This window comes from Marinobacter alkaliphilus (assembly GCF_055394375.1).
The window spans coordinates 3,360,613-3,385,328 of sequence record NZ_AP043751.1 but is presented as its reverse complement, the minus strand read 5'-3'; the positions used below and the strand labels follow the sequence as shown (position 1 = coordinate 3,385,328).

Here is a 24,716-nt window from a genome sequence, read left to right as displayed (position 1 = left end):
TGAAGGAGGTCCAAGTAGAGTGTGTGGAGTTTAGAGCCTTACCACCAGGCTTCGATCTGGGCGCCGATCTGGATGTCGCCATCAATGCCTTCGCCACCGCGTGCGGCCTCGGCTTCATCTCCGAAGAAGGTAGCCGCGTAAGCGCGGATAACGGGGCGCGCCCAGTAGCCAGGGCCGGCCTGCCATTGCTGGGCGATGGCCACTTTCCCGAGATCCTGGGATTCGGTGAACCAGGGGCGGTCGGTATCGCTGTAGCCGATCTCAATCGCGGTACTCATTACGGTTGACCAGTTGTAGATCGGTCGGGCGATGATGCTCAGGCGCTCACCATCACGGGCGCCGGCATCATGGGGTTTGGCTTTCTCATAGACAACGGAATGGCCCAGGTCCCAGTTATTGCCCAATTTAATCACGCCGTGGTTGAGCACGCGCCAGCTGGACTCGAAGTAGCCGGCAACGTTGCCGTTATCCACTCGCCCGCCACTGCTGCTTTCGGCATTGGCGAAGCCCATGGAATCAGCACCATACTGCACGGCGAACTTGTTGAAGCCACCCATAACACCTGAAGACAGTTCGGCGGTGAGAAAGTAGCCGTTCTCGTCTTCAATGCCGGCGTCTTTCTGCTGGTCGGTCAGGTCCGCCATGGCGTAGATACCGATCAGCTCGAGGGTGTGGCCGCCGGCAACGGGGAAGGCATAGCGAACGTCAACTTTGTTGTTCTGTACCAGGCCATCACCGTCGCTGGTGTCGGCATTGGTATAGGCAACGGACAGGTGGCCGGCGCCAGCCTTGATGTTCTCGATACCCGCGCCGTAGCCGGAGTTGTTGACGTAGAAGAGATCCATCTGGTGGATATCTTTACGCTGATAGAAGCGTTTGCCGGCCCAGAGGGTGGCGCCGGGCAATGATTCGACGACGTTTTTGGCAGACACATAAAGCTGTCTCAGGGCAATCTCACCGCCGCCGAAGGGGTCTGCGTTGTTGCGGGCGACTTCGACTTCTCGGTTGTCGAAGTCGATACCGATACCGCTGATGTTGTTGCCGCCATTCAGCGCCTGGTAATCGTTGCCCTGGGGCTCAGCGCTGTAGGCAAGCATGGAATCAATGCGGAATGTTTTGCCGTCCTGACTGAACAGCTCGTCGCCCAGTGACAGCTCGGCATAGGTGTCGCATTCGTCAGCCAGGCGGCCTACATAGTGACCGCTGGCGCCACTGCCGAAACAAGTTTGTTCGCCGCCGCTGCCGATATTGGTGGAGGCTCCTGCCCGGGCGTAGCCGTGGAAGTCCACCGCGATGGCCGGTGTTGCCATGACAGCTGCGGTGATGGCAGCTGCCAGTGGGAGCTTGCTAGCGAAGAGAGGCTTTTTATTGTGCATCGTTTGAGTCCTGTGTTTTTGTCATTCTTGCATGTCAGGGAAGCGGAGTTTCCGGTTCCTAGGTCCCGGTCAGGCTTCCGGTTCCCTTGATTGCAGCTTCTGCCAATCAGACATTGGGAAACCGGATTTCATGGTTCCTCAAGGCGTGTCTTTGTACATCCTCCGAGTCGGGGAATTTGGGGGGTGAGTTTCAAGGGGGAGGAGGGGCGTAGATGGCTGCGCCCCTGCCGGAGGGTGTCTGCGTGGTGCAGGCGAGTACTATGGGGGATTACTCCAGTGGATAGCGGGTAGCCTTGAGGCTTTCCTTTATCTTCTTGAGATGGTTCAGGAAATCCTTTCCGCGCTTGAGGGTCACACCGGTTGCCAGGATATCGATCACGGTCAGGTGGATGATGCGGGAGGACATCGGCATATAGACTTCGGTGTCCTCCGGAGCGGTTACGCCAAGCACCGCTGTGCAGCATTCAGCCAGCGGAGATTCCGGATTTGTGATGCCAATCACGGTGGCACCATTGGCACGTGCCACCTTGGCAATCTCAACGGCCTCTTTGGTTCTGCCGGTGTAAGAGATTAATACGATGACATCGCCTACCTGGGCACCGGCGGCGACCATGCGTTGCATCAGGGCGTCGTCGTAAGAGGTGACCGGGATATTGAAACGAAAAAATTTGTGTTGCGCATCCAGAGCAACGGAGGCTGAACCACCCATACCGAAGAAATTGATCTGCTTGGCTTGAATCAGGTAGTCAATGACGGTGCCCAGTGCTTTGGGGTCCAGGGACTGGCGGGCTTTGTCCAGGCTGGCGATGGTGCTGAGCATGATCTTGTCTGCGAACTCCGCCACGGTGTCGTCTGGCTCGACATTCTGGCCCACGTAGGGGGTGCCGGTGGCGATGCTCTGAGCGAGGCGGATTTTGAAGTCGGGGAACCCGGTGGCCGAGAATCCCCGGCAAAAACGATTCACCGTGGGTTCACTGACATCGGCAGCGCGGGCGAGGGCAGCTATGCTGTAACGAGTGGCTGCGCTGGGGTCACGAAGGATGGCTTCCGCGACCTTGCGTTCAGATTTGTTCAGGCTGTCGAGTCGGGACTGAATGTCCTCCAGCAGGTTGTCGTCACGGTGCGCATGGTTTGCCGCCATGTTTGGGTACTCCCTCGGGGTGTGCCATTGTTGTCAGAAATTGTAGTGATTATACCGTGTTTATGAACTTTTTGGTGTAGTAAAAATATCAATTAATGAAAAATACCCTTGGAAAATGCCGGTCAAGCTGTCATTATTTTTATAAAATTACTACATAATGCCTTTCAGGCGTCTGGTGTCGCTTTAAACTGAGAGAAGGAACCGATGGTCAACCGTACCGCTACCCGTTGTGACCTAATGCTATTCGGGGCGCTGGGGGATCTTGCCCAGCGCAAACTCTTCCCGGCCCTGTATCAACTTGAACGGGCGGGCCTGCTGGCGCCTGGCAGTCGCATACTTGCTGTTGCGCGAACCGAGGCCGGCACGGACAAGGTGAAAGAACAGCTGCTGGAGAAACTGAAAAAGCACGTGAAGTCCGAGGAGTTTGACCCGGATATCGCGCAGGCTTTTCTCCAGCGAGTGGAATACCAGCGTCTCGACTTCAGTGACCCGGAGGGCTACCAGGCGCTTCGGGACTGGCGGGACGAGCCGGATAACCAGTTGATTGTCTACATGGCAACTCCGCCATCAATGTACGGGGTGATTGCCCGCAATCTCGAAGCAACCCGTTGCTGCAATGAGCGGACGAGAGTCGTGGTTGAAAAGCCCATTGGCCACGACCTGGAAACCTCCAGGGTGATCAATGACGAATTGGGGCAGGTATACAACGAGAATCAGATCTTCCGGATTGATCACTATCTGGGCAAGGAAACCGTGCAGAACCTGATTGCCCTGCGCTTTGCCAACAACCTCTTTGCTTCCCAGTGGGATCAGAACCACATCTCCCACGTGGAAATTACGGTTGCGGAAAGCGTGGGTATCGAGGGGCGGTGGGGTTATTTTGACAAGGCTGGCCAGATTCGGGACATGATCCAGAATCACCTGCTGCAGTTGCTTTGCCTGATTGCGATGGATCCGCCGGCGGACCTGTCTGCGGACAGCATTCGCGACGAGAAAGTGAAGGTGCTCAAGGCGCTCAAGCAGATTACCCCGGAATTGATGGGCAGCCATGTGGTTCGTGGCCAGTACACCGCAGGCACCAGTGGCGGCCAGCCGGTACCGGGGTACCTGGAAGAAGAAGGGGCGAACAAGGGCAGCGAGACGGAAACCTTTGTGGCCCTGAAGGCGGAGATCGACAACTGGCGCTGGTCTGGCGTGCCGTTCTATATCCGCACCGGCAAGCGGCTTCCGGAAAAGTTGTCCCAGATTATTATCCATTTCAAGCCGGCGCCTCATTACATCTTTGATCCAGACCAGAAGCATCTGGCCAACAACAAACTGATTATCCGCCTGCAGCCCGATGAGGGCATGTCCCTGAAGATTCTCACCAAGGACCAGGGACTGGATAAAGGTATGCGCCTTCGCCAGGGGCCGCTGGAGCTGACGTTCTCGGAGACATTCGAAACCGACCGAATTCCCGATGCCTACGAGCGTTTGCTGTGGGAAGTAATGAAGGGGAATCAGTACCTGTTTGTGCGTCGTGATGAAGTTGAGTACGCCTGGCGCTGGGTGGATCAGGTTATTGCAAACTGGCATGACAGCGGCGAACCGCCAAAGCGCTATGCCGCAGGAACTTGGGGGCCGGTGGCATCCATTGCCATGATTACCCGGGACGGGAGGAGCTGGTATGAAGATGCCTGATATGCCCCTGCCGGATGGTGTGACTCTGGAGTCGGGGGAAGACCCACAGGAGGTGGCCGAAGCCCTCGCCGCTGATGTCGCCCGTTTTCTGGTGCAGCGTCTGGAGAGAGCTGGCAGGGCAAGTCTGGTGGTTTCCGGTGGGTCCACGCCGTTGCCGTTTTTTCGGGCGCTTTCGCAGGTGGATCTGGATTGGTCACGGGTGGATGTGCTCCTGGCTGATGAGCGTTGGGTACCCGAGGGAGATCCGGCCAGCAATACCACCCTGGTGCGTGAGAATCTGCTGCAGAACAAGGCTGCTGATGCCAACTTTCTCTCTCTGAAGCAGGTTGGTGCAACGCCTGAGGAGGGCCTGCCACGGGTTCGCTCTGCACTTGCCGGGCTGAAACTGCCGCTGGATGTGTTGATCCTGGGTATGGGGAATGATGGTCATACCGCGTCTCTGTTCCCGGATGCGCCGGAGTTGCCAGAGGCCATGGACCTGGAATCCAGGGATCTGGTCCTGGCGATGAATCCGCCGTCCCAGGCGCAGCAGCGCATTACCTTGACGCGTCCGGTGCTGGCCGGTGCCAGGTATACCGCCCTGCACCTGAAGGGGAATGACAAGCTGGACACCCTGGCCGCAGCGATGGCAAGGCCCGAGGCCATTATGGCTATGCCGGTCAGGGCCTTTCTCAAGCCCGGACTGAAAGTGTTCTGGAGTCCGTGATGACGAGACAGTACGAATCAATGCGGTCAGTAACTGCATTCAGGAGACATAGATGACACAACTTTCCGATTACCACAGAGACCGTATTCAGGCTGTACTCAGTGCCTCGCCACTGGTGCCGGTTATTGCCATCAATGAACCGGAGGATGCCATTCCCTTGTGTCGTGCGCTGGTGGATGGTGGTATCAAGGTGCTGGAAATTACTCTTAGAACCGAACATGGGGTGCGGGCCATTGAACAGGTTAGAAAAGCCATTCCCGAGGCATGGGTTGGTGCGGGTACAGTAACCAGTATCGCCCAGTACCGGCAGGTGGAGGCTGCGGGTGCCCAGTTCGTGATTACGCCGGGTGTTACCGAGGCGATTCTGGAGTTTGCGCTAACCTCTGAGGCACCATTATTGCCAGGTGTAGCCACGGTCTCCGAGCTGATGTTGGGGTACTCGTTGGGTTACCGTGAATTCAAGTTCTTTCCGGCTGAAGTGTCAGGCGGTATGCCGGCGCTGAAGGCATTTCGGGGCCCTTTCCCGGACGTGACCTTCTGCCCGACTGGCGGGATTAACCAGGATACCGCGCGGGACTACCTGGCCTTGCCTAATGTGGCCGCCGTGGGTGGTTCCTGGTTGACGCCGGCGGAGGCGATCCAGCGCCGGGAGTGGAAGGTGATCACCGAGGTGGCGCGGGCCAGTCTTGATCGGCTCAGGTGACGTTGTTTGCCCGCCGGCATGAAAAAGCCCACTTTCAGGAGTGGGCTTTTTGCTATCAGGTTGCGTTGCTCAGGCCCGACGTTAGCGTATGTCGGCTCCAACACGGACAATCTTCATGGTGTTGGTGCCTCCCTGGGCATTGACGTAATCACCCTTGGTAATCACCACCAGGTCGTCTTCCTTCACTACGCCCATGCGTTTGAGTTCGGCAACGGCATTGGCGTTGGTTTGCTCATTGGCAATCTTGGCGGAATCAAAAGGCACGGTTTGCACCCCGCGGAACAGCGCAACGCGGTGTTGCGTGGAGTGGTGCCGCGAGAAAGCAAATATCGGCAGGCTGGACTTTATGCGGGACATCAGTCTGGGAGTGGCGCCAGTTTCGGTCATGCAGATGATAGCGCGAACGCCCTCCAGGTGGTTGGCGGCATACATGGCCGAGAGGGCGATGGCCTCATCAACCCGCTCCATGCTTTCGTGGATTCGGTGCTTGGACTGATGCATGGAAGGGTGGCGTTCCGCCCCAAGGCAGATGCGCACCATGGCTTCAACGGCCTCCGTGGGGTAGTCGCCCACGGCCGTTTCCGCCGACAGCATCACTGCATCGGTGTAGTCCATCACGGCGTTTGCCACATCCGACACTTCTGCCCGGGTTGGCATGGGGTTGGTGATCATTGATTCCATCATCTGGGTGGCGGTGATCACCGCCCGGTTCAATACCCGCGCCCGGGAGATGATGTGTTTCTGAACGCCAACCAGTTCGGCATCGCCGATTTCCACCGCCAGATCACCTCGGGCAACCATGACAGCGTCGGACGCCAGAATAACGGCGTCCAGTGCCGCTTCGTCATGGGCCAGCTCGGCCCGCTCGATCTTGGCGACCAGCCCGGCATCTGAGCCGGCGTCTTGCAGCAGTTTCCGGGCGATGTGCATGTCATCGGCCGTTCGAACGAAAGATACCGCTACATAGTCCGCGCCCAGGCGGGCTGCGGTGACAATATCCTGTTTGTCCTTGTCGGTGAGGGCTTCGGCAGACAGGCCGCCTCCCCGTTTGTTCAGGCCCTTGTTGTTGGAAAGCGGGCCGCCAATCAGAACCCGGGATGTGATGCTTTGGCCATCCACGCTCTGGACTTCCATTTCGATGCGACCATCATCCAGGACCAGAATGTCCCCCGGTTCTACATCTTCGATCAGTTGCTCGTAATCAATGCCGACCCGTTCATTGGTGCCGGCCTCTTTGTCCATGGCGGCGTCCAGAACGAAGGTCTGGCCGGCCACCAGAATAACTTTGTTCTCAGCAAATCTTGCTATTCGCAGTTTCGGGCCCTGCAAGTCGGCCAGCAAGGCAACAAAGCGCCCCTGGGCTGCAGCTGTCTCTCTTACCCGCCGGGCCCGGGTAATATGCTCATCAGCACTGCCATGAGAAAAGTTAAGCCGGGTGGCGTCTACCCCGGCTGCAATAATGGCGGCCAGGGCTTCCGGGGTATCGGTAGCGGGGCCGAGTGTGGCGACTATTTTGGTGCGCCTGAGCATGATGCGGATCCTTTATTGGGTGTTACTGAGCGGCTTTCATAAGCTCGATGGCGTTGTCGAGCATGCGGTTTGAGAAGCCCCATTCATTGTCGTACCAGGCCATGACTTTTACATGACGGCCAATGACCCGGGTATGATTTGCGTCAAACACGCTGGACAGGGCGTTGTGATTGAAGTCGATGCTGACCAGCTTTTCGGTATTGTAGCCGAGTATCGGGCTTCGCTGCGCGGCGTCACGGACGGCTTCGTTGATCTCCGCTACGCTGGTGTTACGGTTGGCAATAAATCCAAAATCCACCAGCGACACGTTGATGGTTGGAACCCGGACGGCCAGGCCGTCGAGTTTTCCGTCCAGGTCTGGGATCACTTTGCCGATGGCAGCGGCAGCGCCGGTCTTTGTGGGAATCATTGATTGGGTGGCTGACCGGGCCCGGTACAGGTCAGAGTGGTAAACGTCACTCAGTTTCTGGTCGTTGGTGTAGGAGTGGATGGTGGTCATCAGGCCACTCTCAATGCCCACGGTCTCGTGCAGGGCGGCGACCACCGGTGCCAGGCAGTTGGTGGTGCAGGAGGCGTTGGAAATGATCTGGTGCCTGGCAGTCAGTTCCTGATGATTGACGCCATAGACAACGGTGGCATCTGCGTCTGCGGATGGGGCGGAGATAATCACCTTCCGGGCGCCGGCGTTGAGGTGTGCGGCGGCTTTGTCCCGGTTGGTAAACAGCCCGGTACATTCGAACACCACATCCACGTGGTAGTCTTTCCAGGGCAGGTCTTCCGGGTTACGGATGGCGGTAATGGCGATGCGGTCGCCGTTGACGGTCAGCGACTCTGCGTCGTGACTGACCACACCGGCAAATCGGCCATGTACACTGTCGTATTTGAATAGGTGAGCGTTGGTTTCGGCGTCGCCAAGATCGTTGATGGCGACTACCTGCAGTTGATTTCGGTAGTTATTTTCGTAAACGGCCCTCAGGATGTTGCGGCCAATACGCCCAAACCCGTTGATGGCGATGCGGATAGTCATGACCAGACTCCTTGTTGTCGGTTTTTTGTTCAGTCTTTAGGGTTGATGTAGTAAATATAACAACAAAAATTTCATAAATGAACGTCGATTGGCTGTAATGATGAAAAAAAGTAAGTAAACTTACGTCATGCAGCAAAAACATAAGTGAAATCACGGAGTCTGCCATGCACCCCATCATTACCAAGGTCACGAACAGGATCATTGAACGCAGCCGGCCTACCCGGCAGGACTATCTGGCTCGAATGACCACGTTGAAGGAGCAATCTCCGCATCGCAGTACCTTGTCCTGCGGCAATCTGGCTCACGGCTTTGCGGCTTGTAGTCAGCAGGACAAAGACACCTTGAAGTTTATGAACAAGGCGAATGTGGCGATCGTTTCGGCCTATAACGATATGCTTTCGGCCCACCAGCCCTATCAGACATTCCCGGATGTGATCCGTGAGGCGGCTCGCGGTATGGGCTCGGTGGCCCAGTTCGCCGGCGGCACGCCCGCCATGTGCGACGGCGTTACCCAGGGCCAGCCGGGCATGGAGCTGAGCCTGTTTTCACGCGACACCATTGCCATGAGCACGGCGGTGGCACTGAGCCACAATATGTTTGATGCCACCCTGTTACTGGGGATCTGTGACAAGATCGTGCCGGGGCTGTTGATTGGCTCCCTGAGCTTTGGTCACCTGCCCACCATTCTGGTTCCCGCCGGCCCCATGCCGTCCGGGCTGCCGAATAAAGAGAAGCAGCGCATCCGCCAGCTGTATGCAGAGGGTAAAATTGGCCGGGATGAGCTTCTCGAAGCGGAAAGCAAGTCCTACCACAGCCCGGGTACCTGTACCTTCTATGGCACGGCGAACAGTAATCAATTATTGGTGGAGGTGATGGGGCTGCATCTGCCGGGTTCGGCATTCGTCAACCCGGGCACGCCGCTGAGGGATTCGCTGACCCGCGCCGCCACCGAACAGGTGATCAAGCTGTCCAGGCCCCACGGTGGAGATCTGGGGCTGGCCGATATGGTGGATGAGAAAGCCATCGTCAACGCGCTGGTGGCCTTGCTGGTGACCGGTGGCTCCACCAATCACACCATTCACTGGATTGCGATTGCCCGCGCCGCCGGCATTATCATTGACTGGAACGACTACTCGGAGCTGTCGTCGGTGGTGCCGTCCATGACCCGCATCTATCCGAATGGGCAGGAAGATATCAACGCCTTCCATGAAGCCGGCGGCACGCCGTTCCTGATTCGGGAACTTCTCGAGGGAGGCTATCTGCATAACGATGTGCAGACCGTCGTGGGGCAGGGCCTGGAGCGCTACACTCAGATGCCTGAGATGGAAGGTGAGCGCCTGGTGTGGAAGCCCGCCGTTGAGAAAAGCCTGGCTCCGGATGTGCTGAGCAGCGCGGCTGAGCCTTTCGCCCCTGACGGTGGCCTGAAAGTGTTGGACGGCAACCTTGGCCGGGGGGTGATCAAAGTATCTGCGGTTGCCCCGGAGCATCATGTGATTGAGGCACCCGCCGTCGTGTTTAATGAGCAGAACGAACTGAAGGCTGCGTTTGACGCCGGTGATCTGGATAAAGACTGTGTGGTTGTGGTTCGCTTCCAGGGGCCGAAAGCCAATGGCATGCCGGAATTGCACAAGCTGACGCCTTACCTCGGGGTGCTCCAGGATCGTGGCTTCAAAGTGGCCCTGGTGACCGACGGGCGGATGTCCGGGGCTTCCGGTAAAGTGCCGGCGGCGATTCATGTGTACCCTGAGGCTCTGGACGACGGCCCGCTGGCGCGGGTGCACAACGGTGATCTCATCCGCCTGGATGCCGTCAAAGGCACCTTGAGTATTGAACTCACTGATCAGGAGCTTGCCGCCCGTGAGCCTGAAAAAGCGGACATTAGCAGCTATCATCACGGGTTTGGCCGGGAGCTGTTCGGTTGGCTGCGTCGGTCGGCCAGCAATCCGGAACAGGGGGCGAGCTTTTTCTGGAATCACGAGTCATGACAGACATGCTGTATTCACTGGTCGGTGATATTGGCGGTACCAACGCGCGCTTTGCTCTGGTGGCGCAGGGCGACGTGCGGCCCCGGGAAATCGAGGTGCTTGCCTGCCGTGACTACGAAAACCTGGACTGTGCCGTGGTGGATTACCTTCAGCGCGTCGGGGTCGAGGAAGTTGGTCAGGCGTGCCTGGCGGTTGCATCCCCGGTCCGTGGTACTCAGGTTCGAATGACCAACAACCACTGGCGCTTCGATACCGAAGAGATTCGCCGGCAGTTTTCCTGGTCGGCGTTCAAGGTCATTAACGATTTTACCGCCATGGCCCTGGGTGTGCCCCATGTTCCGGAAGCTAATCTGGTACACGTCTGCGGTGGCCCGGGGGATCCACGCCGGCCCCGGTTGGTGATGGGGCCGGGCACGGGTTTGGGCGTGTCGGGGCTGGTGCCCATCAACAATGGCTGGGTGCCCCTGATGACGGAAGGTGGACACGTGGACTACGCACCGACGGATGACCTGGAAATGGACGTGTTACGGATTCTCCGGGCCCGGTTCGGCCGGGTGTCTGTGGAGCGTATTCTGTGCGGTCAGGGGTTGCTGAATCTCTATCAGGCCCATGCGGAAATCCGGGGTGTACCCGCAGCTCTGGATTCCCCGGAGAAAATCACCGCGGCAGCCGTGGCCAATGAAGATGCTCTGGCCAGGGAAAGCCTTCGTCATTTCTGTGAAATTCTTGGCCGGGTGGCTGGCAATGGTGTGCTGACGCTGGGTAGCCTGGGTGGTGTTTACCTGTGCGGGGGCATTCTCCCGCGTATCCTCGATTTCTTTCTGGAAAGCCCGTTCCGGAACGGGTTCGAGGACAAGGGCAGAATGCGCCCCCTTCTGGAATCCACGCCCGTTTACGTCGTGACGGAGCCTTATACCGGACTGCTTGGCGCCGCTGAAGCCCTGTCGAATCCGGAGGTTTAATGGCCAGAAATGGCGTCGGGCAGGCAAACGGAGAGCTGGAGTATGTCAGACAATCTGGACCACCTTTCCTTTTCCGAACTGGTTGCCCGTGTGCGCGCCTGCACGCTGTGTGCCGAGGTACTGCCGGAGGGGCCGCGCCCTGTGGTGCAATTAAGTGAATCGGCTCGCATCCTGGTGGTCGGCCAGGCCCCCGGGCGCAAGGTTCACCAAACGGGCCTGCCTTTCAATGATCCCAGTGGTGATCGGCTCCGGGGCTGGATGGGCATCGACCGGGACACCTTCTATAACGAGAAGGAGCTGGCCATTCTTCCGATGGGGTTCTGCTACCCGGGCACCGGCAAATCCGGTGACCTGCCTCCGCGCCCGGAGTGCGCGGATACCTGGCGGGAGGCCCTTCTGGCTCGTCTTCCCAACATCGAATTGACCCTGTTGATCGGTCAGTACGCCCAGGCCTGGCATCTGCCCGACGGCAGCAAAAAGGTGACCGCTAATGTGGAACAGTGGCGTCATTACTGGCCTCAGCAGCTACCCATGCCGCACCCCAGTCCCCGCAACAATCTTTGGCTGCGCCGTAACCCCTGGTTTGAAAAGGACGTGATTCCGGCGCTTCAGGGACGTGTCAGAAGGTTGCTTGCGACTGCCTGAGCTCAGGGGACCGGGTTTCCCTGCACCGCTTCGAGCAAGGCATACCAGAGCCCCCGGGGCAGATCAGCCTGGGCGCCCCGCGAAGCGGCTTGAAGCCGATCTGAACGGAGCGAGCCAATCACCGGAATCGGTGCGCCGGGCAGTTGCCGAATCCATGCGATGGCCAGCCCCGTCTCACAGAGACCGGTTTCCCATTGAGCGTTGGTAAGCAGTTGCTCTGGAATGCGTTCCGGCAACTTGCCGCCGGCCAGCGGTGACCAGGCAAGCCAGCGTAGCCTGTCAGACAGCATGGCTTCCAGGCCACCATCGAAGAGTGGTTGCGGGTGGCCAAGAGACAGTTCGGACTGGTTGCAGACCAGCGGGAGATGGGTGTTCTGTTGTAACCATCGCCATTGCTCCGGCAAAAAGTTGGACACACCGATATGCCCGACCTTGCCGGACTCGACGGCTTGCTCAAGCACCCTGGCCAGGGCCGGCGCTTCCAGCAACGGGTCGGGCCGATGGATCAGGAAGGTGTGTAGCTGGTCTACCTGCAAGCGTTGAAGCGAGGCGTCAATGGCGGCGCTGATATAACCTGCCTCCGCCCGGTAGTGCTTGCTCCGCCAGGGGCTTGTGTCCTGATGTTTCAGCACGATACCGGCCTTGCTGATGAGTTTTACCTTGTGCTTCAGGTGGGGAGTTGCCCGCAGGGCCCGGCCAAACAGGCGTTCGCATTCACCGTCACCGTAGATATCGGCATGGTCAAACACCTCAAGGCCATCGTCCAGGCACTGTGTAATCCAGTCGGCCAGAGCCCCAGGGGAGTGCAGCTCCCGATGTTCCAGAAGGCGCATCAATCCGACAACCAGAGGCGTTTGTTTGAGATATTCGGGCCCGGCTGTTTGCATCAATTCCCGCTCCCGAACGCGATGACCACCGTGTCATCCCCATGCTGTCGTGAGAACACATAAGGTTGCTGGCTGATCAGCTTATGCTCCCCGGCACCGATGGCGGGGTGGCGTTGGCGGAACTGACCCAGGGTGCGCCAGTGGTTCAGGATGTCGGAAACCTCACCAGCCTCTATGGCCTGCCAGTTCATGGCAGAGCGGGTGCCCTGATGAGGGTCAGAGCCGGTGGGGCCAAAGGCACGGCCGGACTCGTCACCGTAGAACAGCTGGACTGCCCCAGGTGTGAACAACAGGGCGGCGGCCGCGCGTTTTTTCAGCGTATTGTCATCACCGGCAATCTGGGCGAACAGTTTGGTGTCGTGGGACGAAATATAACTCAGCACATTGAACGGGTCATCGCCGTGCAGCTTATCGGCGTATTCGCGGTAGACGGGCTCCATGGCCTGCAGGCATCGGGCGCCTGCTTTGGCCTCTGCCTGCAGATCGAAGTTGATGACAGCATCAAAGCCTGCGTCAAAGTAGCCGGTCTTGCGAACCGAGTGCGGAAACACTTCGGCGACCATCCAGAATTCTTCGGAGGGCAGGGCAGTGTCCGGGTGTCTCTCGCGGTAATCGTCCAGGGCCTCCTGCGCCCGCGCTTTCAGTTCACGCCAGGCGTCGGGTTCTACATGCTTGGCCGTGTCTACCCGAAAACCGTCAACACCGAACTCCCTTACCCAATCCGTGAGCCAGGTAATCAGGTACTCGCGAACAGTAGCGTTGTCCAGGTGTTCCGCCCGGCTGCTCTCTTTATTGCGCAGGAAGACGGGCAGCTCCACGGGGTTGGTCGATTCGGTCTTGAAGTCCGGCAGAAAGGCGAGGGACCCACGTACCGGGTCGACGGATGCGCTGGGTGGCGTGTCGTAATCGGCGATACCAGCCCGCACCCAGTCCTTACCCCACCAGTTACGCCAGTCCGCGTGATCGTAATCGATCAAGGCGTGATAGGCATGATGGTTTTCCCAGGATTCCGGGCGCCAGTCACCCCAGTGTTCCGGCAGGTGTTTTTCGAAACCCGAGTGCAGGGCGCCAAAGTTAAAGGTCTGCATATCCTGAAGCGAGCTGTAGCCGGGGTGGTTCATCACCACATCCATGACCACCCGGATACCCCGTTGATGGGCCTGTTGCACCAGCGTCCGGAATTCCTCCCGGGTGCCAAAATTCGCATCTGGTACCGTGAAGTCCAGGGCGTAGTAGCCATGGTAGCCGTAGTGCCGAAAGTCGCCCCGATCACCGCCGCCAACCCATCCGTGCATCTGCTCGAAGGGTGGGGTAATCCACAGGGCGTTGACGCCCAGATCAGCCAGGTAATCCAGTTTCTGGGTCAGGCCGGCGAAATCGCCACCATGGAAGGTGCCAATCTCGTCTTTTCCGTCTTTCTGCCGGCCATAGTTGATGTCGTTATCGGCGCGGCCGTTGGCAAACCTGTCGGTCACCGCGAAGTAGACGGTGGCGCCAGCCCAGGTAAAGGCGTGTACCGTCTCGTCTACCGGCTCCAGCAATAGAAGACCCTCGGCGTTATCGTCTGGAGTCATCCTGACCTGGCCATCGCGCACGCGGGCGGTGTTGCCGGTGTAGAAATCCCTCACCAGGGTGCCCTCGGCAAAGGCCCCGCCAACCGGAATTACCAACTCAGTCCGGGAAGCCTCGCAGAAAACGTTGCTATCATTGAGCGCCGGAGGGCCGGGAATGGCCTGCGCCGGCCCGTCGACAGTGGTGGCACAACCAGCAAGCCCAAGAAAGGCAGACAGCAGAAGCGGGCGTTTGAGCGGCGAAGTAATGTGAACCATGGCAATGACTCCAGGTAGGATTGTCGTTGTTGTTGGGCACATCAAACCAGAGTCCTGGGGTAACGGGTAGAAGTAATTTTCTACTCCCTACTACTCCCCCGTTCTACGCCTCGGGGAATGATATAAGGGGTGATGCTTATTCCCCGGATTTGCAACACAGTTTGAACACTCGCAAAAGAAGGTTTTGCGGCAAGCCCGGCCAGGCGACCTCTTGGCAGGCCGGACAAGAACAAAAAGGCAGGAACACACAGAGGAAAGACCTGATGAATCGTCGAACTTTTATTCGTAGCACGCTCGCCGCTTCGGTAATGGCCGCCACCCTGGGCGCCGGATCACCCGCATTCGCGGGTATTGAAGAAGGCAAACTGCTGATCTGGATTAACGGTGACAAAGGCTACAACGGCCTGCAGGAGGTGGGCGACTGGTTCACCGAAGAGACCGGCATTCCGGTGGAGGTGGCTCATCCGGACAGCGCCACCGACAAGTTCCAGCAATCGGCTGCGACCGGAAACGGCCCGGACATTTTCATCTGGGCCCACGACCGTTTCGGCGAATGGGCGCAGAGCGGCATTATTTCTGAAATCCAGCCCTCCCAGAATGTCATTGATGCCAACTACGACTTTACCTGGGAAGCCGTCACCGTCGACGGCAAGATGTACGGCTACCCGATGGCCGTTGAGTCCATCGGCCTGATCTACAACCGGGATTTGCTGCCGGAGCCGCCCGCCTCGTTTGAAGACATCCCTGCGATTCACAAGAAACTGGCAGAGGATGGTAAGCGAGCCATCCTGTGGGATTACAACAACACCTACTTCACTTGGCCGATACTGGCCGCCGCTGGCGGTTATATCTTCGGCGAGAATGGCGATGGTAGCGTTAATGTGAAGGATACCGGCGTTAACAACGACGGTGCCATGAAAGGTGCCAAGGCGCTGGCGATGCTGATCGAAGAGGGTGTCATGCCCCGTGGGGCAGATTACAGTGCCATGGAATCCTCGTTTAACAAAGGCGAGACGGCGATGATGATCAATGGCCCCTGGGCCTGGGCCAACCTCCGCAAGAGCGGTATCAATTTTGGGGTGGCCACCATCCCGGCCATTGATGGCAAACCTGGCAAGCCCATGGTTGGTGTAATGGCCGCCACCCTGAATTCTGCAAGCCCCAATAAAGACCTGGCCGTTGAGTTCCTTGAGAACTACGCGCTGTCGGTGAAAGGCCTGAAGATGGTGAACGACGATGTTCCGCTGGGTGCTGTGGCCAACAGGGAATTCATGGAGGAACTGTCCTCCGATGACAACATCAAGGCTACCTTCGAGAACGCCCGCTTGGGTGAGCCCATGCCTAACGTACCGGCCATGGGTGCGTTCTGGTCTTCCATGGGGCCGGCACTTCAGAACATTACCTCTGGACGCCAGTCAGTGGAAGACGCCCTCAACTCCGCGGCCCAGCGCATTACCCGCTGATCGCCTGTGATTGCGCCGTGGCAGGGTAACGCCTGCCCGGCCTGTCATGCCGGACCCTGAGTGATGAAGCCGTTGCCCCGAGGCGACGGCAACCTACAGGCTGACTACAATGATAACGGAAACCCTGTCTCCTTCCGCGACTGATAGCAGACACTCCATGACACGAGTATTCCTGAAGTGGGGCACGCTGGCGGCATTGCTGATAGCGGCGCTCTACCTGATCCTGGCGTTGTACGCCCAGCGCGAATTTGTGTTCGCCATGTTGTTTCTGGTACTGACCGCCTCTGCCGTGGCAGTGTTTGTCAGCCGGAAGCTCTATGCGCATCGTTACATATTTCCGGCGGTCGCCGGTATGGGCGTCTTTGTGATCTTCCCGCTGATGTACACAGTGGGCATCGGCTTTACCAATTACAGCGCCAGCAATCTTCTGAGCTTTGACCGGGTGAAAGAAAACCTGCTTGGCCGGACCTATCAATCCGAGTCGGTTCGCTATGACTACCAGCTGTTTCAGACGGATCAAGGCTATGTCCTGTACCTGGACGGCGTCCATCAGGACCTGGTGTCGCCCCCCATTGAACTGGGAACGGAAGAGTCCCGTTTTCCGGTATTGCCATCGGCGGACCTCCCGGAGGGCGAGCCTCTGGCCATCCGCGACATCATCCAGCTGCGGGGCGACCTGTCGAAGCTGAAGCTGGTCACCGAAGATGGCCGGGAGCTGAGCCTGGCGAGTCTGCGCTCCTTCGCGGCGATACACAGCCGGTTTACGCTGCACGATAACGAAACCCTGACCAATAACGAAACCGGTGTGACCTACTTTCCGGACCACGAGACGGGGTTCTACCGTGACGCCGATGGCAATGCCATTTCTCCGGGCTGGACAGTCAATATTGGCTGGGACAATTATCTGAAAGTGGTGAGCGACCCCAGTATTCGCGGGCCGTTTCTGCAGATTTTTGTCTGGACGCTGTCGTTCGCACTGGCAACGGTGGTGTTTACCCTGGCCCTCGGGCTGGTGCTGGCCAATCTGCTGCAGTGGGATCAGATTCGAGGCAAGGGCTTTTACCGCACGATGCTGATATTGCCTTATGCGGTGCCCGCCTTTATCTCGATTCTGGTATTCAAAGGTCTGTTCAACCAGAACTTCGGGGAGATCAACCTGGTTCTGGAAGGTTTGTTCGGTGTTCGCCCGGACTGGTTCAGTGATCCGGCCCTGGCCCGTTCGATGATTCTTATCGTCAATACCTGGCTGGGTTATCCCTACATGATGCTGTTGTGCATGGGCCTGTTGCAGGCCATCCCCCGGGATCTCTATGAGGCTTCGGCAATGGATGGAGCCGGGCCCATCAGCAATCTGTTCAACATCACTCTGCCGCTGATTATCAAACCGCTAACGCCGTTGCTGATTGCCAGTTTTGCGTTCAACTTCAACAACTTTGTTCTGATTGCCCTGTTGACCGGTGGCGCACCGGATATTATCGGAGCCAGCACGCCCGCTGGCACAACCGATTTGCTGGTGAGTTACACCTATCGCATTGCATTCCAGGATTCCGGGCAGAATTTCGGGCTGGCGGCTGCCATCGCCACCGTGATCTTCCTGGTGGTTGGCGCGCTGTCGCTGATCAACCTGAAACTGTCCAAGGTCAAGGTATAAGGAGCTTCCCATGGCGATGGTTCAACCGCGCTCCACTAAATACCGTGTGCTGGCATCCCATCTGGGCATGCTGGCATTTATCGCGGTGATTCTGTTCCCGCTGCTGATGGTGATTTCCATCTCCTTCCGCAGCGGAAACTTTGCCTCCGGTAGCCTGTTGCCGGAGAATCCCTCGCTGGAACACTGGTATCTGGCGCTGGGTATTCCCTACACAGACGACGCCGGCATCACCACCCAGCCGCCGTTTCCTGTGCTGCTCTGGCTCTGGAATTCAGTCAAGGTGGCGGTGGTTTCGTCCATTCTGATTCTGGCATTGTCCACCACCAGTGCCTATGCCTTCGCCCGCATGCGGTTTGCGGGCAAAGGCGCAGTACTCAAATCTATGCTGATCTTTCAGATGTTCCCGCCGGTGCTGTCCCTGGTGGCGCTGTATGCGCTGTTCGACCAGATCGGCAACCATGTCAGCTGGCTGGGTTTGAATACCCATGGTGCCGTCATCGTGGCCTCTCTGGGCGGCATGGCGCTGCACATCTGGACGATTAAAGGCTACTTCGATTCCATCGACCGGTCACTGGAGGAAGCCGCCATCGTTGACGGTGCCACCACCTGGCAGGCATTCCGCTACATCCTGCTGCCGTTGTCGGTGCCGATTCTGGTGGTGGTGTTCATCCTGGCGTTCATCATGACCATCATGGAATATCCGATGGCCTCGGTGCTGCTGGTGGATACGAACAAGCTGACCCTGGCGGTGGGTGCTCAGCAGTACCTGTACGAGCAGAACTACCTGTGGGGCGACTTTGCCGCGGCGGCGGTGTTGTCTGGTCTGCCGATCACCGTGATTTTCCTGTATTGCCAGAAGTGGATCGTCGGCGGGCTGACCGCCGGTGGTGTCAAAGGCTAGCTTTGTTGTTGCTCTCAGGGCCCGCAAGGGCCCGCTCTCCCAGGCCGTAGCGGAAGATCCCGCACGGCTTCCTTACGCGACCTGCGTCTTCCCGCGTTATCTTTCGCGACCCGGTCAGAGTTATCCCCCCTGCTGACCGGGCTTTTTTGTAAGCGTCTTACCTTGGCGAACACATTGGTGTACAGCCCCTTGGTTCCGGTTGCCTATCGCCTGATGTAGCGCGCCCATGTGGGAGGTCCTTTCCAAAACCGTGCGGAGCCAGGGATGGCGGAGCCGAGCGTACAGGGATGTATTCACAGCGTGTTTTGGAAAGGGCCTCCCACATGGGCGTGCGGCCGGCTGTCACCAGTTAGGTCAAGGGAGGGGGCACAAAAAAAGCCGGTAACGAATACCGGCCAAGGAGAGTGTACTGCAGATCAAGTCAGAAGCGGGCAGGGCCCTAGAAGTCGATGCACGGTTCCCGATAGAGGCGGGGGCAGGCGGTGCCGTCTTCCCGGAACAGGTGGCATTTGTTGGCATTCAGCCCCAATGTCATGGGTGCGCCTTCCTGAACGGGGTTACCGCCATCGGTGCGCATGGTCAGCACGCCCTCCACGTTGCTAACGACCAGGTGCACCAGGGTCTGATAACCCAGACGCTCAACAACGTGAACCTCACCTTGCAGGTACATGTCGGCCTCCTGGTCTTCGGTCAGGTGTTCCGGACGTATACCCAGAGTGACGTTTTCGCCCTCAAGCAGGTTATGACCGTTCACCGGCAACTCCAGCTGATGGTCACCCGGCAGGGTCACGGTGACCGACTGGTTACTGGCAGAAGCCACCTGGCAGTCGATGAAGTTCATTTTCGGTGAGCCGATAAAGCCTGCCACAAAGCGGGTGGCCGGATAGTGGTAGAGTTCCATGGGCTTGCCCACCTGGGCAATGCACCCGTTATCCAGCGCCACGATTTTGTCGGCCATGGTCATGGCTTCTACCTGATCGTGGGTGACATAAATCATCGTAGCGCCCAGGCGTTTGTGCAGGCGTGATATCTCGATCCGCATCTGAACGCGCAGCGAGGCATCCAGGTTGGACAGCGGCTCGTCAAACAGGAACACCGCCGGCTCGCGAACGATGGTGCGGCCGATGGCGACCCGCTGGCGTTGGCCGCCAGACAGGTCTTTGGGCTTGCGCTCCAGGAGCTTGTCCAGTTGCAGCAGGGTGGCGGCATCCTGAACCCTCCGGTTGATTTCGTCCTTGTGGGTTTTCGCGAGCTTCAGGCCGAAGGCCATGTTCTCCGCCACATTCATGTGGGGGTAGAGGGCGTAAGACTGGAAGACCATGCCCACTTCCCGTTCCTTGGGGGGCAGGTCATTCACCCGGTCATTGCCGATGTACAAGTCGCCGCTGGTTATGTCCTCCAGCCCGGCAATCATCCGCAGCAGGGTCGACTTGCCGCAGCCGGAGGGGCCGACGAACACCACAAACTCGCCGTCATCGATGTCCAGGTTAACCTTCTTGGTTACCTGGGCGTCGTCATAGCTTTTACAGATATTTCTCAGGGTTACACTGGCCATAGCGTTTATCTTCTTGTTCGATGGTCACCCGTCAGAGCCTGGCGATTTCAATACCCCAGGGCCCCAGTTTCAGTTGTTTGCCGTGCCATTGACCGCCGATGAAATCGGGGGTTCCGGTAATGGGAGAGCCTTGCGCCGGCAGGGTCACGGTACTTCCGGTCTCGCTCAGGTTCAGAGCGATGATCAAGCGTTCCTCACCAAGACTTCTGACGAACACCAGTGTGTCTTTCGGGCTCTTGAGGAATTCGATATCTCCTTTCAGCAGCACAGCCTGCTCCCGGCGCCAGCCCAGAAAACTCCGGTAGGCGGTGAGCACGGAATTATCTTCGGCATGCTGCAGGGCAACGGCGGCGTTGTAATGATCATCATACACGGGCAGCCAGGGGCTGGTGCTGGAAAAGCCGCCGTGGGTTTCTTCGTGATGCCAGACCATTGGAGTTCTGCAGCCGTCCCGGCCTTTGTACTCTGGCCAGAAGTTGATTCCGTAGGGGTCCACCAGGTCTTCGTACTCGAGCTCGGCTTCGGTCAGGCCAAGTTCTTCGCCCTGGTAGATACACACGCTGCCCCGCAGTGTCAGCAGCATGGCCATGTAGGCTTTAAGTTGTTGTTCCGAGCGGGCCTGCCAGCGGGTGGCCACCCGTGCCACATCGTGGTTGCCAATAGCCCAGCACGGCCAGCCATCGGTCAGTTTCTGTTCAATGGTGTCCACGGTTTTGCGGAAAAAGTCGGCACCATGTTGCTCGGTCAGCAGGTCAAACGAGTAGGCCATGTGCAGCTTGTCACCGCCGCTGGTGTAGTCTGCCATGGTCTGCAACGAATCATCATCGCCGATCTCGCCCACGGTCGTGGTGCCCGGGTACTGATCCAGCAGCACGCGTAACCGCTTCAGGAACGTCAGGTTCTCCGGCTGGGTTTTATCGTGCTTGTGATGCTGGTAGGCGTAGGGGTTTTCTTTGCGAACACCGATGGAGCCCTCCTGCAATGCCTTGCTTGGTGGGTTGTCCCGCAGCTTGCGGTCATGGAAGCAGAAGTTGATGGCGTCCAGGCGGAACCCGTCAACTCCCCGGTCCAGCCAGAACTTCACATCGGACAGCACCTGTTCCTGAACCTCCGGGTTGTGGAAGTTCAGGTCTGGCTGACTGGCCAGGAAGTTGTGCAGGTAGTACTGCTTGCGGCGACTGTCCCAGGCCCAGGAGGAGCCGCCAAACACTGACAGCCAGTTGTTGGGCGGCGTGCCGTCTGGCTTGGGATCGGCCCACACATACCAGTCGGCTTTTGGATTGTCACGGGACTGGCGACTTTCCACAAACCAGGGGTGTTGGTCGGAAGAGTGGCTCAGCACCTGGTCGATCATGATCTTCAGGCCGCGCTTGTGGGCTTCGGCGATCAGTTCATCGAAATCTTTCAGGGTTCCGAATATCGGGTCGACATTGCGGTAGTCAGAGACGTCGTATCCAAAGTCTTTCATCGGAGAGGTGAAAAACGGGGACAGCCAGATGGCATCCACATTCAGGCTGGCGATATAGTCCAGCTTCGCGGTCACCCCGGGCAGGTCGCCCACTCCGTCGCCGTTGGAGTCATAGAAACTGCGTGGATACACTTGATAGATAACGGCGCCACGCCACCAGTCCGGATTTCTGCTCATCTTGCCTCACTTACACCCTGGTGGTGAAAAGTTCTTGTTGTGCGATGGAGGCGAGTCCCCACCGATCAATACACCTGCCATGGTGCGATGTTGCCTTGGGTGGTTCATCCTCCTGCCCGTGTTTTTGTCGGCGTAGCCGGGGGGAGGAGGGGGGCGTAGCGGGGCGTATAGGGTAGTAGTGGGCGTGAGGGGTGGAGGAGCCGATGCCGGCTCACTCCCCCTGGATCTTGCTCAGCAGGTCCTTGGCCAGTTCAATCGCTTCGGAGCGGTGGCTGATGTTCTGCTTCTGGTACAGGCTGCGGATGTGGGTTTTTACCGTGGTAGAAGCCACTTTAAGATGCTCGGCAATCTGGTCGTTGGACAGGCCGGCATGAATCAGGCTCAGTATCTGCCACTCTCGTCGGGTCAGGGGTGAGGTGCGAATCAGCTCCGGCACATCGGGCCGGTCGATGATGTCCTGGATGATGGCTTCGTCCAGGGAAATCCGGATGGCCCGGCTGAAATCCCGCTGCTGTTGGGCAAGCTGAATCAGGCGTTCGGCCCGCTGTTGTTCCATGCCCTTAATCAGGCCGTCGTTGATCAGCGCTTTGAGAATGACAATCAGAACCTTGCCCAGGCGCAGAAAACTTCCCACTGCGCCGGTGGTGCTGGCCAGTTCCAGGGCCAGGCGCATGTGTTCCAGAGCCTTTTCGCGATTTTCGATCTGCCAGAACAGATAGGCCAGCGCGATATGGTTGCGGTTAAGGTCGGTTTTCAGGCCAATCTGGCCGGCAACGCTGGTCAGTGCCTCCAGGATTGGCCGGGCGTCCTGATATTGGCCCAGACTCATCAGGGCACGGGCCCGGTTTCGACCGTTGCACTGATAGAAATGGTTGGTTGCCTCCTCCGGTTTACACGGTGGTGCAATGGTCAGCCAACGCTCAATGGCATTCTGGTCCCGCACGGCGTCCCAGTACGTCAGCATGGTGGCATGGGCGTTGGCAACCCAGTCCAGATGGTAGTCGCCAGCGGCGAGCATCTTCTGGACCTTGGCTATGTAGTCTGCACACAGGCTCTGGCGGCCGCGGGCCTGTGCAACCTTGGCCAGAGTGGTGTAGCTCTGGACATACCAGCGTTCGCCCTGGGCTTCCAGAATCTCTATACCCTGGAGTGCGCAACGTTCCGCGCCCTCCAGGTGATGCCATTCCCACATCACCTGACTGCGAATGCGGAACAGGAACTCGAGAATGGGCAGGTGGTTCAGCTGGTTTTCTTCGGCATACTGAAATGCCCGCTCCTGAATGTTGTAGGCCTTTTGTAAAAGCCCCATGGCCACGCTGATCTCGCTTTGCTGGCACAGGGCCCAGATCACATTCTGGTGCGCCTGATGGGCCCGGGCCATATGTTCGGTTTCCTGCATCCGGGTCAAGGCCTCCTGCAGCTCGCCCCGGACAAACAGGGCTTCACCCAGAACCGAAGCAGCTGCAACCCGTGAGGTGGGTAGGTAGGCGGCTTCTTGCGCTACCGCTTCCCGTGCCAATGCCAGGGCGCGGTCGCTGTCGCCATAGTTCATGGCCACCTGTGCCCGAATGGCACTGAATTCGCCATGGACTGTCCGCTGGGACTCCTCGCTCATGACCGCTTTCAGTTGGGTCTCAGCGGCGGATAGCCAGTTTTCCACCTCGTCGAACTTGTATTGTCCCTGGGCTACCCAGGCCCGAAGCAACGTCAGTGTTGGATCTTCTGCAATGATTTTCTGGGGCAGGGCGTCCAGGCATCGTTGTAGCAGTGTAAACTGGCCTTCGGTAAAGAACTTTCGGCCATGCTGGTTCAGGACCCGGGTAATGCGCTCCGGGTCTTCTGCGGCGACTGCATGCCGGGCGGCTTCCTCTGCGTGGTCCAGCTCCAGCCAGGCATCGGTGGCGCGCTGGTGCAGGGCTTTCTGATTTTCCTGTGTGGTACTGGCAAGCAGGTGCCGCAGGTAGACAGAGAACAGCTGGTGGTAACGAAACCAGAGCGCGCTGTTATCAACGGGCGTGATGAACAACCCCATGGCCAGCAGGCTGCCGAGCAGTGCCTGGCCATCGGAATCGTTCATTACCCGCATGACCATGCCCGCGTTGAAACGGTCAAGGATGCTGGTGCGCAAGAGGAAGGAGCGTTGTTGTTCACTCAGGTCCTGCCCGACCAGTTCGTCAAAGTAGTCAAAAATGTGCTGGTTACCCTGGTCAAGCTGGTCGACAAAATGACTGAACTCGATGCTGGTGCGGGCGGAGGCAGACAACAGTTGCAGCGCCGAGACCCAGCCTTCTACCCTTCGAACCGCACGCTCAATGTTTTCCCGGGAAACCTCAAATGGCAGCCGTTGCTCGAAGTAGCTTTGCGCCTCATCGGCATCAAAGGCGAGATCCCTGCTGGTAATTTCAATCATTTGCCCCTTCATCCTGAGCTGGGCAACACCCAGGGGCGGGAGTGTTCTGGAGATGACAACAAGAGTGAGGTAGGGCGGCAGATGCCGCAGCAGGAACCTGATCCCTTGATGAATCTCCGGGTTGGTGATGATCTGGTAGTCATCAAGAACCAGGTAACTGGGCTCCTCAGAAAGTGGCAGTCCGGCGAGGAGTTCTGTGAGAAATGATTCGAGACCGTGACCCTGTTGGTCCCCTGTCGGATCAATTGCAGGCATATCCGGCGTATCGACAATCTGACCAAGGGCATGGGCCAGGTACCCGGCGAACCGGACGGGGTCGTTGTCGGTATTTTCCAGGCGGTACCATGCGGCCTTTGCCTCCAGATCGTCCAGGCGTTCGGCCAGGGTGGTGGTTTTGCCATAGCCTGCCGGGGCATGAACCAGCAACAGGGAGACCGGCTCCCGGGTTTGCAGCAGGTCGTTAAATTTTTCCCGGGCTAACAATCCGGCCGGCGGCAAAGGGGCACTGGTTTTAGCGGCAATAAAGGTCAGATTTGATGGCGCCGGTGTGGTTGGCATGAACGGTTTCTCAGACATCTTATTATTGTCCTCTGGCCGAGCCAGGGTTAAACGTATTAGTC

18 protein-coding genes are annotated in these 24,716 nt (G+C 58.3%); 9 read left to right on the top strand and 9 right to left on the bottom strand.

What is annotated here, in order from left to right; translation table 11 throughout:
* Positions 1-38: 38 nt before the first annotated feature.
* Together lamB and ACZ5Q2_RS15455 are read right to left on the bottom strand one after the other, a co-directional pair.
* A complete protein-coding gene (lamB, locus tag ACZ5Q2_RS15460; RefSeq protein WP_230712544.1) occupies positions 39-1,376 on the bottom strand; it encodes a maltoporin LamB in 1,338 nt (445 codons plus the stop codon).
* A 268-nt stretch (positions 1,377-1,644) separates the two neighbouring features.
* The gene (locus tag ACZ5Q2_RS15455; RefSeq protein WP_230712542.1) at positions 1,645-2,517 is read right to left on the bottom strand and encodes a MurR/RpiR family transcriptional regulator; all 873 of its coding nucleotides are present in this window, start codon (positions 2,515-2,517) and stop codon (positions 1,645-1,647) included.
* Positions 2,518-2,721: 204 nt separating this feature from the next.
* Here ACZ5Q2_RS15455 and zwf point away from each other — a divergent pair, with 204 nt between their 5' ends.
* Genes zwf through ACZ5Q2_RS15440 form a run of 3 tightly spaced genes read left to right on the top strand, consistent with a single transcriptional unit; the run spans position 2,722 to position 5,606 of the window.
* On the top strand, positions 2,722-4,197 hold the full coding sequence (gene zwf, locus ACZ5Q2_RS15450; protein WP_230712540.1) for a glucose-6-phosphate dehydrogenase: 1,476 nt from the start codon (positions 2,722-2,724) through the stop codon (positions 4,195-4,197).
* Positions 4,190-4,903 (top strand): 6-phosphogluconolactonase, encoded by a 714-nt coding sequence (gene pgl / locus ACZ5Q2_RS15445; protein WP_230712748.1) that lies wholly within the window; start codon positions 4,190-4,192, stop codon positions 4,901-4,903. Before zwf ends, pgl begins: the two co-directional genes overlap by 8 nt.
* Before the next feature lie 52 nt (positions 4,904-4,955).
* The gene (locus ACZ5Q2_RS15440) at positions 4,956-5,606 is read left to right on the top strand and encodes a bifunctional 4-hydroxy-2-oxoglutarate aldolase/2-dehydro-3-deoxy-phosphogluconate aldolase (RefSeq protein ID WP_230712538.1); all 651 of its coding nucleotides are present in this window, start codon (positions 4,956-4,958) and stop codon (positions 5,604-5,606) included.
* Positions 5,607-5,687: 81 nt separating this feature from the next.
* On the opposite strand, the gene pyk is transcribed toward ACZ5Q2_RS15440, so the two are convergent.
* Both pyk and gap read right to left on the bottom strand, forming a co-directional pair.
* Positions 5,688-7,136 (bottom strand): pyruvate kinase, encoded by a 1,449-nt coding sequence (gene pyk, locus ACZ5Q2_RS15435; protein ID WP_230712536.1) that lies wholly within the window; start codon positions 7,134-7,136, stop codon positions 5,688-5,690.
* Positions 7,137-7,158: 22 nt separating this feature from the next.
* Entirely contained in the window at positions 7,159-8,163 is a 1,005-nt protein-coding gene (gap, locus tag ACZ5Q2_RS15430) for a type I glyceraldehyde-3-phosphate dehydrogenase (protein ID WP_072677555.1), read from the bottom strand.
* A gap of 164 nt (positions 8,164-8,327) precedes the next feature.
* Between gap and edd the strand changes: the two genes are divergently transcribed.
* Genes edd through ACZ5Q2_RS15415 form a run of 3 tightly spaced genes read left to right on the top strand, consistent with a single transcriptional unit; the run spans position 8,328 to position 11,755 of the window.
* Positions 8,328-10,148, top strand: a complete 1,821-nt coding sequence (gene edd / locus ACZ5Q2_RS15425; protein ID WP_230712534.1) for a phosphogluconate dehydratase — start codon at positions 8,328-8,330, stop codon at positions 10,146-10,148.
* Positions 10,145-11,110: a glucokinase gene (locus ACZ5Q2_RS15420; RefSeq protein WP_230712533.1), complete on the top strand. Its 966-nt coding sequence runs from the start codon at positions 10,145-10,147 to the stop codon at positions 11,108-11,110. Before edd ends, ACZ5Q2_RS15420 begins: the two co-directional genes overlap by 4 nt.
* A gap of 42 nt (positions 11,111-11,152) precedes the next feature.
* Positions 11,153-11,755 (top strand): uracil-DNA glycosylase family protein, encoded by a 603-nt coding sequence (locus ACZ5Q2_RS15415; RefSeq protein WP_230712532.1) that lies wholly within the window; start codon positions 11,153-11,155, stop codon positions 11,753-11,755.
* A 2-nt stretch (positions 11,756-11,757) separates the two neighbouring features.
* Here the strand turns inward: ACZ5Q2_RS15415 and ACZ5Q2_RS15410 are convergent, their stop codons facing one another.
* Positions 11,758-12,642 carry an aldo/keto reductase gene (locus tag ACZ5Q2_RS15410; protein WP_172972258.1) on the bottom strand — a complete coding sequence of 295 codons (885 nt, stop codon included), beginning with the start codon at positions 12,640-12,642 and terminating at the stop codon, positions 11,758-11,760.
* Positions 12,642-14,471: an alpha-amylase gene (locus tag ACZ5Q2_RS15405; protein ID WP_432209925.1), complete on the bottom strand. Its 1,830-nt coding sequence runs from the start codon at positions 14,469-14,471 to the stop codon at positions 12,642-12,644. Before ACZ5Q2_RS15405 ends, ACZ5Q2_RS15410 begins: the two co-directional genes overlap by 1 nt.
* A 263-nt stretch (positions 14,472-14,734) precedes the next feature.
* Between ACZ5Q2_RS15405 and malE the strand changes: the two genes are divergently transcribed.
* From malE to malG, 3 genes are all read left to right on the top strand, one after another.
* Positions 14,735-15,934: a maltose/maltodextrin ABC transporter substrate-binding protein MalE gene (malE, locus tag ACZ5Q2_RS15400; protein WP_432209926.1), complete on the top strand. Its 1,200-nt coding sequence runs from the start codon at positions 14,735-14,737 to the stop codon at positions 15,932-15,934.
* Between the two features lie 157 nt (positions 15,935-16,091).
* Positions 16,092-17,585 (top strand): maltose ABC transporter permease MalF, encoded by a 1,494-nt coding sequence (gene malF / locus ACZ5Q2_RS15395; protein WP_432209927.1) that lies wholly within the window; start codon positions 16,092-16,094, stop codon positions 17,583-17,585.
* 10 nt (positions 17,586-17,595) lie between these two features.
* On the top strand, positions 17,596-18,486 hold the full coding sequence (gene malG / locus ACZ5Q2_RS15390; protein ID WP_374787054.1) for a maltose ABC transporter permease MalG: 891 nt from the start codon (positions 17,596-17,598) through the stop codon (positions 18,484-18,486).
* Positions 18,487-18,925: 439 nt separating this feature from the next.
* Here malG and malK read toward each other — a convergent pair whose 3' ends face one another.
* The 3 genes from malK to malT all read right to left on the bottom strand — a co-directional run bounded on the left by malK (position 18,926) and on the right by malT (position 24,672).
* Complete coding sequence (malK, locus tag ACZ5Q2_RS15385; RefSeq protein WP_432209928.1) at positions 18,926-20,041, bottom strand: maltose/maltodextrin ABC transporter ATP-binding protein MalK; 1,116 nt, start codon at positions 20,039-20,041, stop codon at positions 18,926-18,928.
* 31 nt (positions 20,042-20,072) lie between these two features.
* Positions 20,073-21,686, bottom strand: coding sequence for an alpha-glucosidase family protein (locus ACZ5Q2_RS15380; RefSeq protein ID WP_432209929.1), 1,614 nt, complete (start codon positions 21,684-21,686; stop codon positions 20,073-20,075).
* A 211-nt stretch (positions 21,687-21,897) separates the two neighbouring features.
* Positions 21,898-24,672, bottom strand: coding sequence for an HTH-type transcriptional regulator MalT (malT, locus tag ACZ5Q2_RS15375; RefSeq protein ID WP_432209930.1), 2,775 nt, complete (start codon positions 24,670-24,672; stop codon positions 21,898-21,900).
* Between the last annotated feature and the right edge of the window lie 44 nt (positions 24,673-24,716).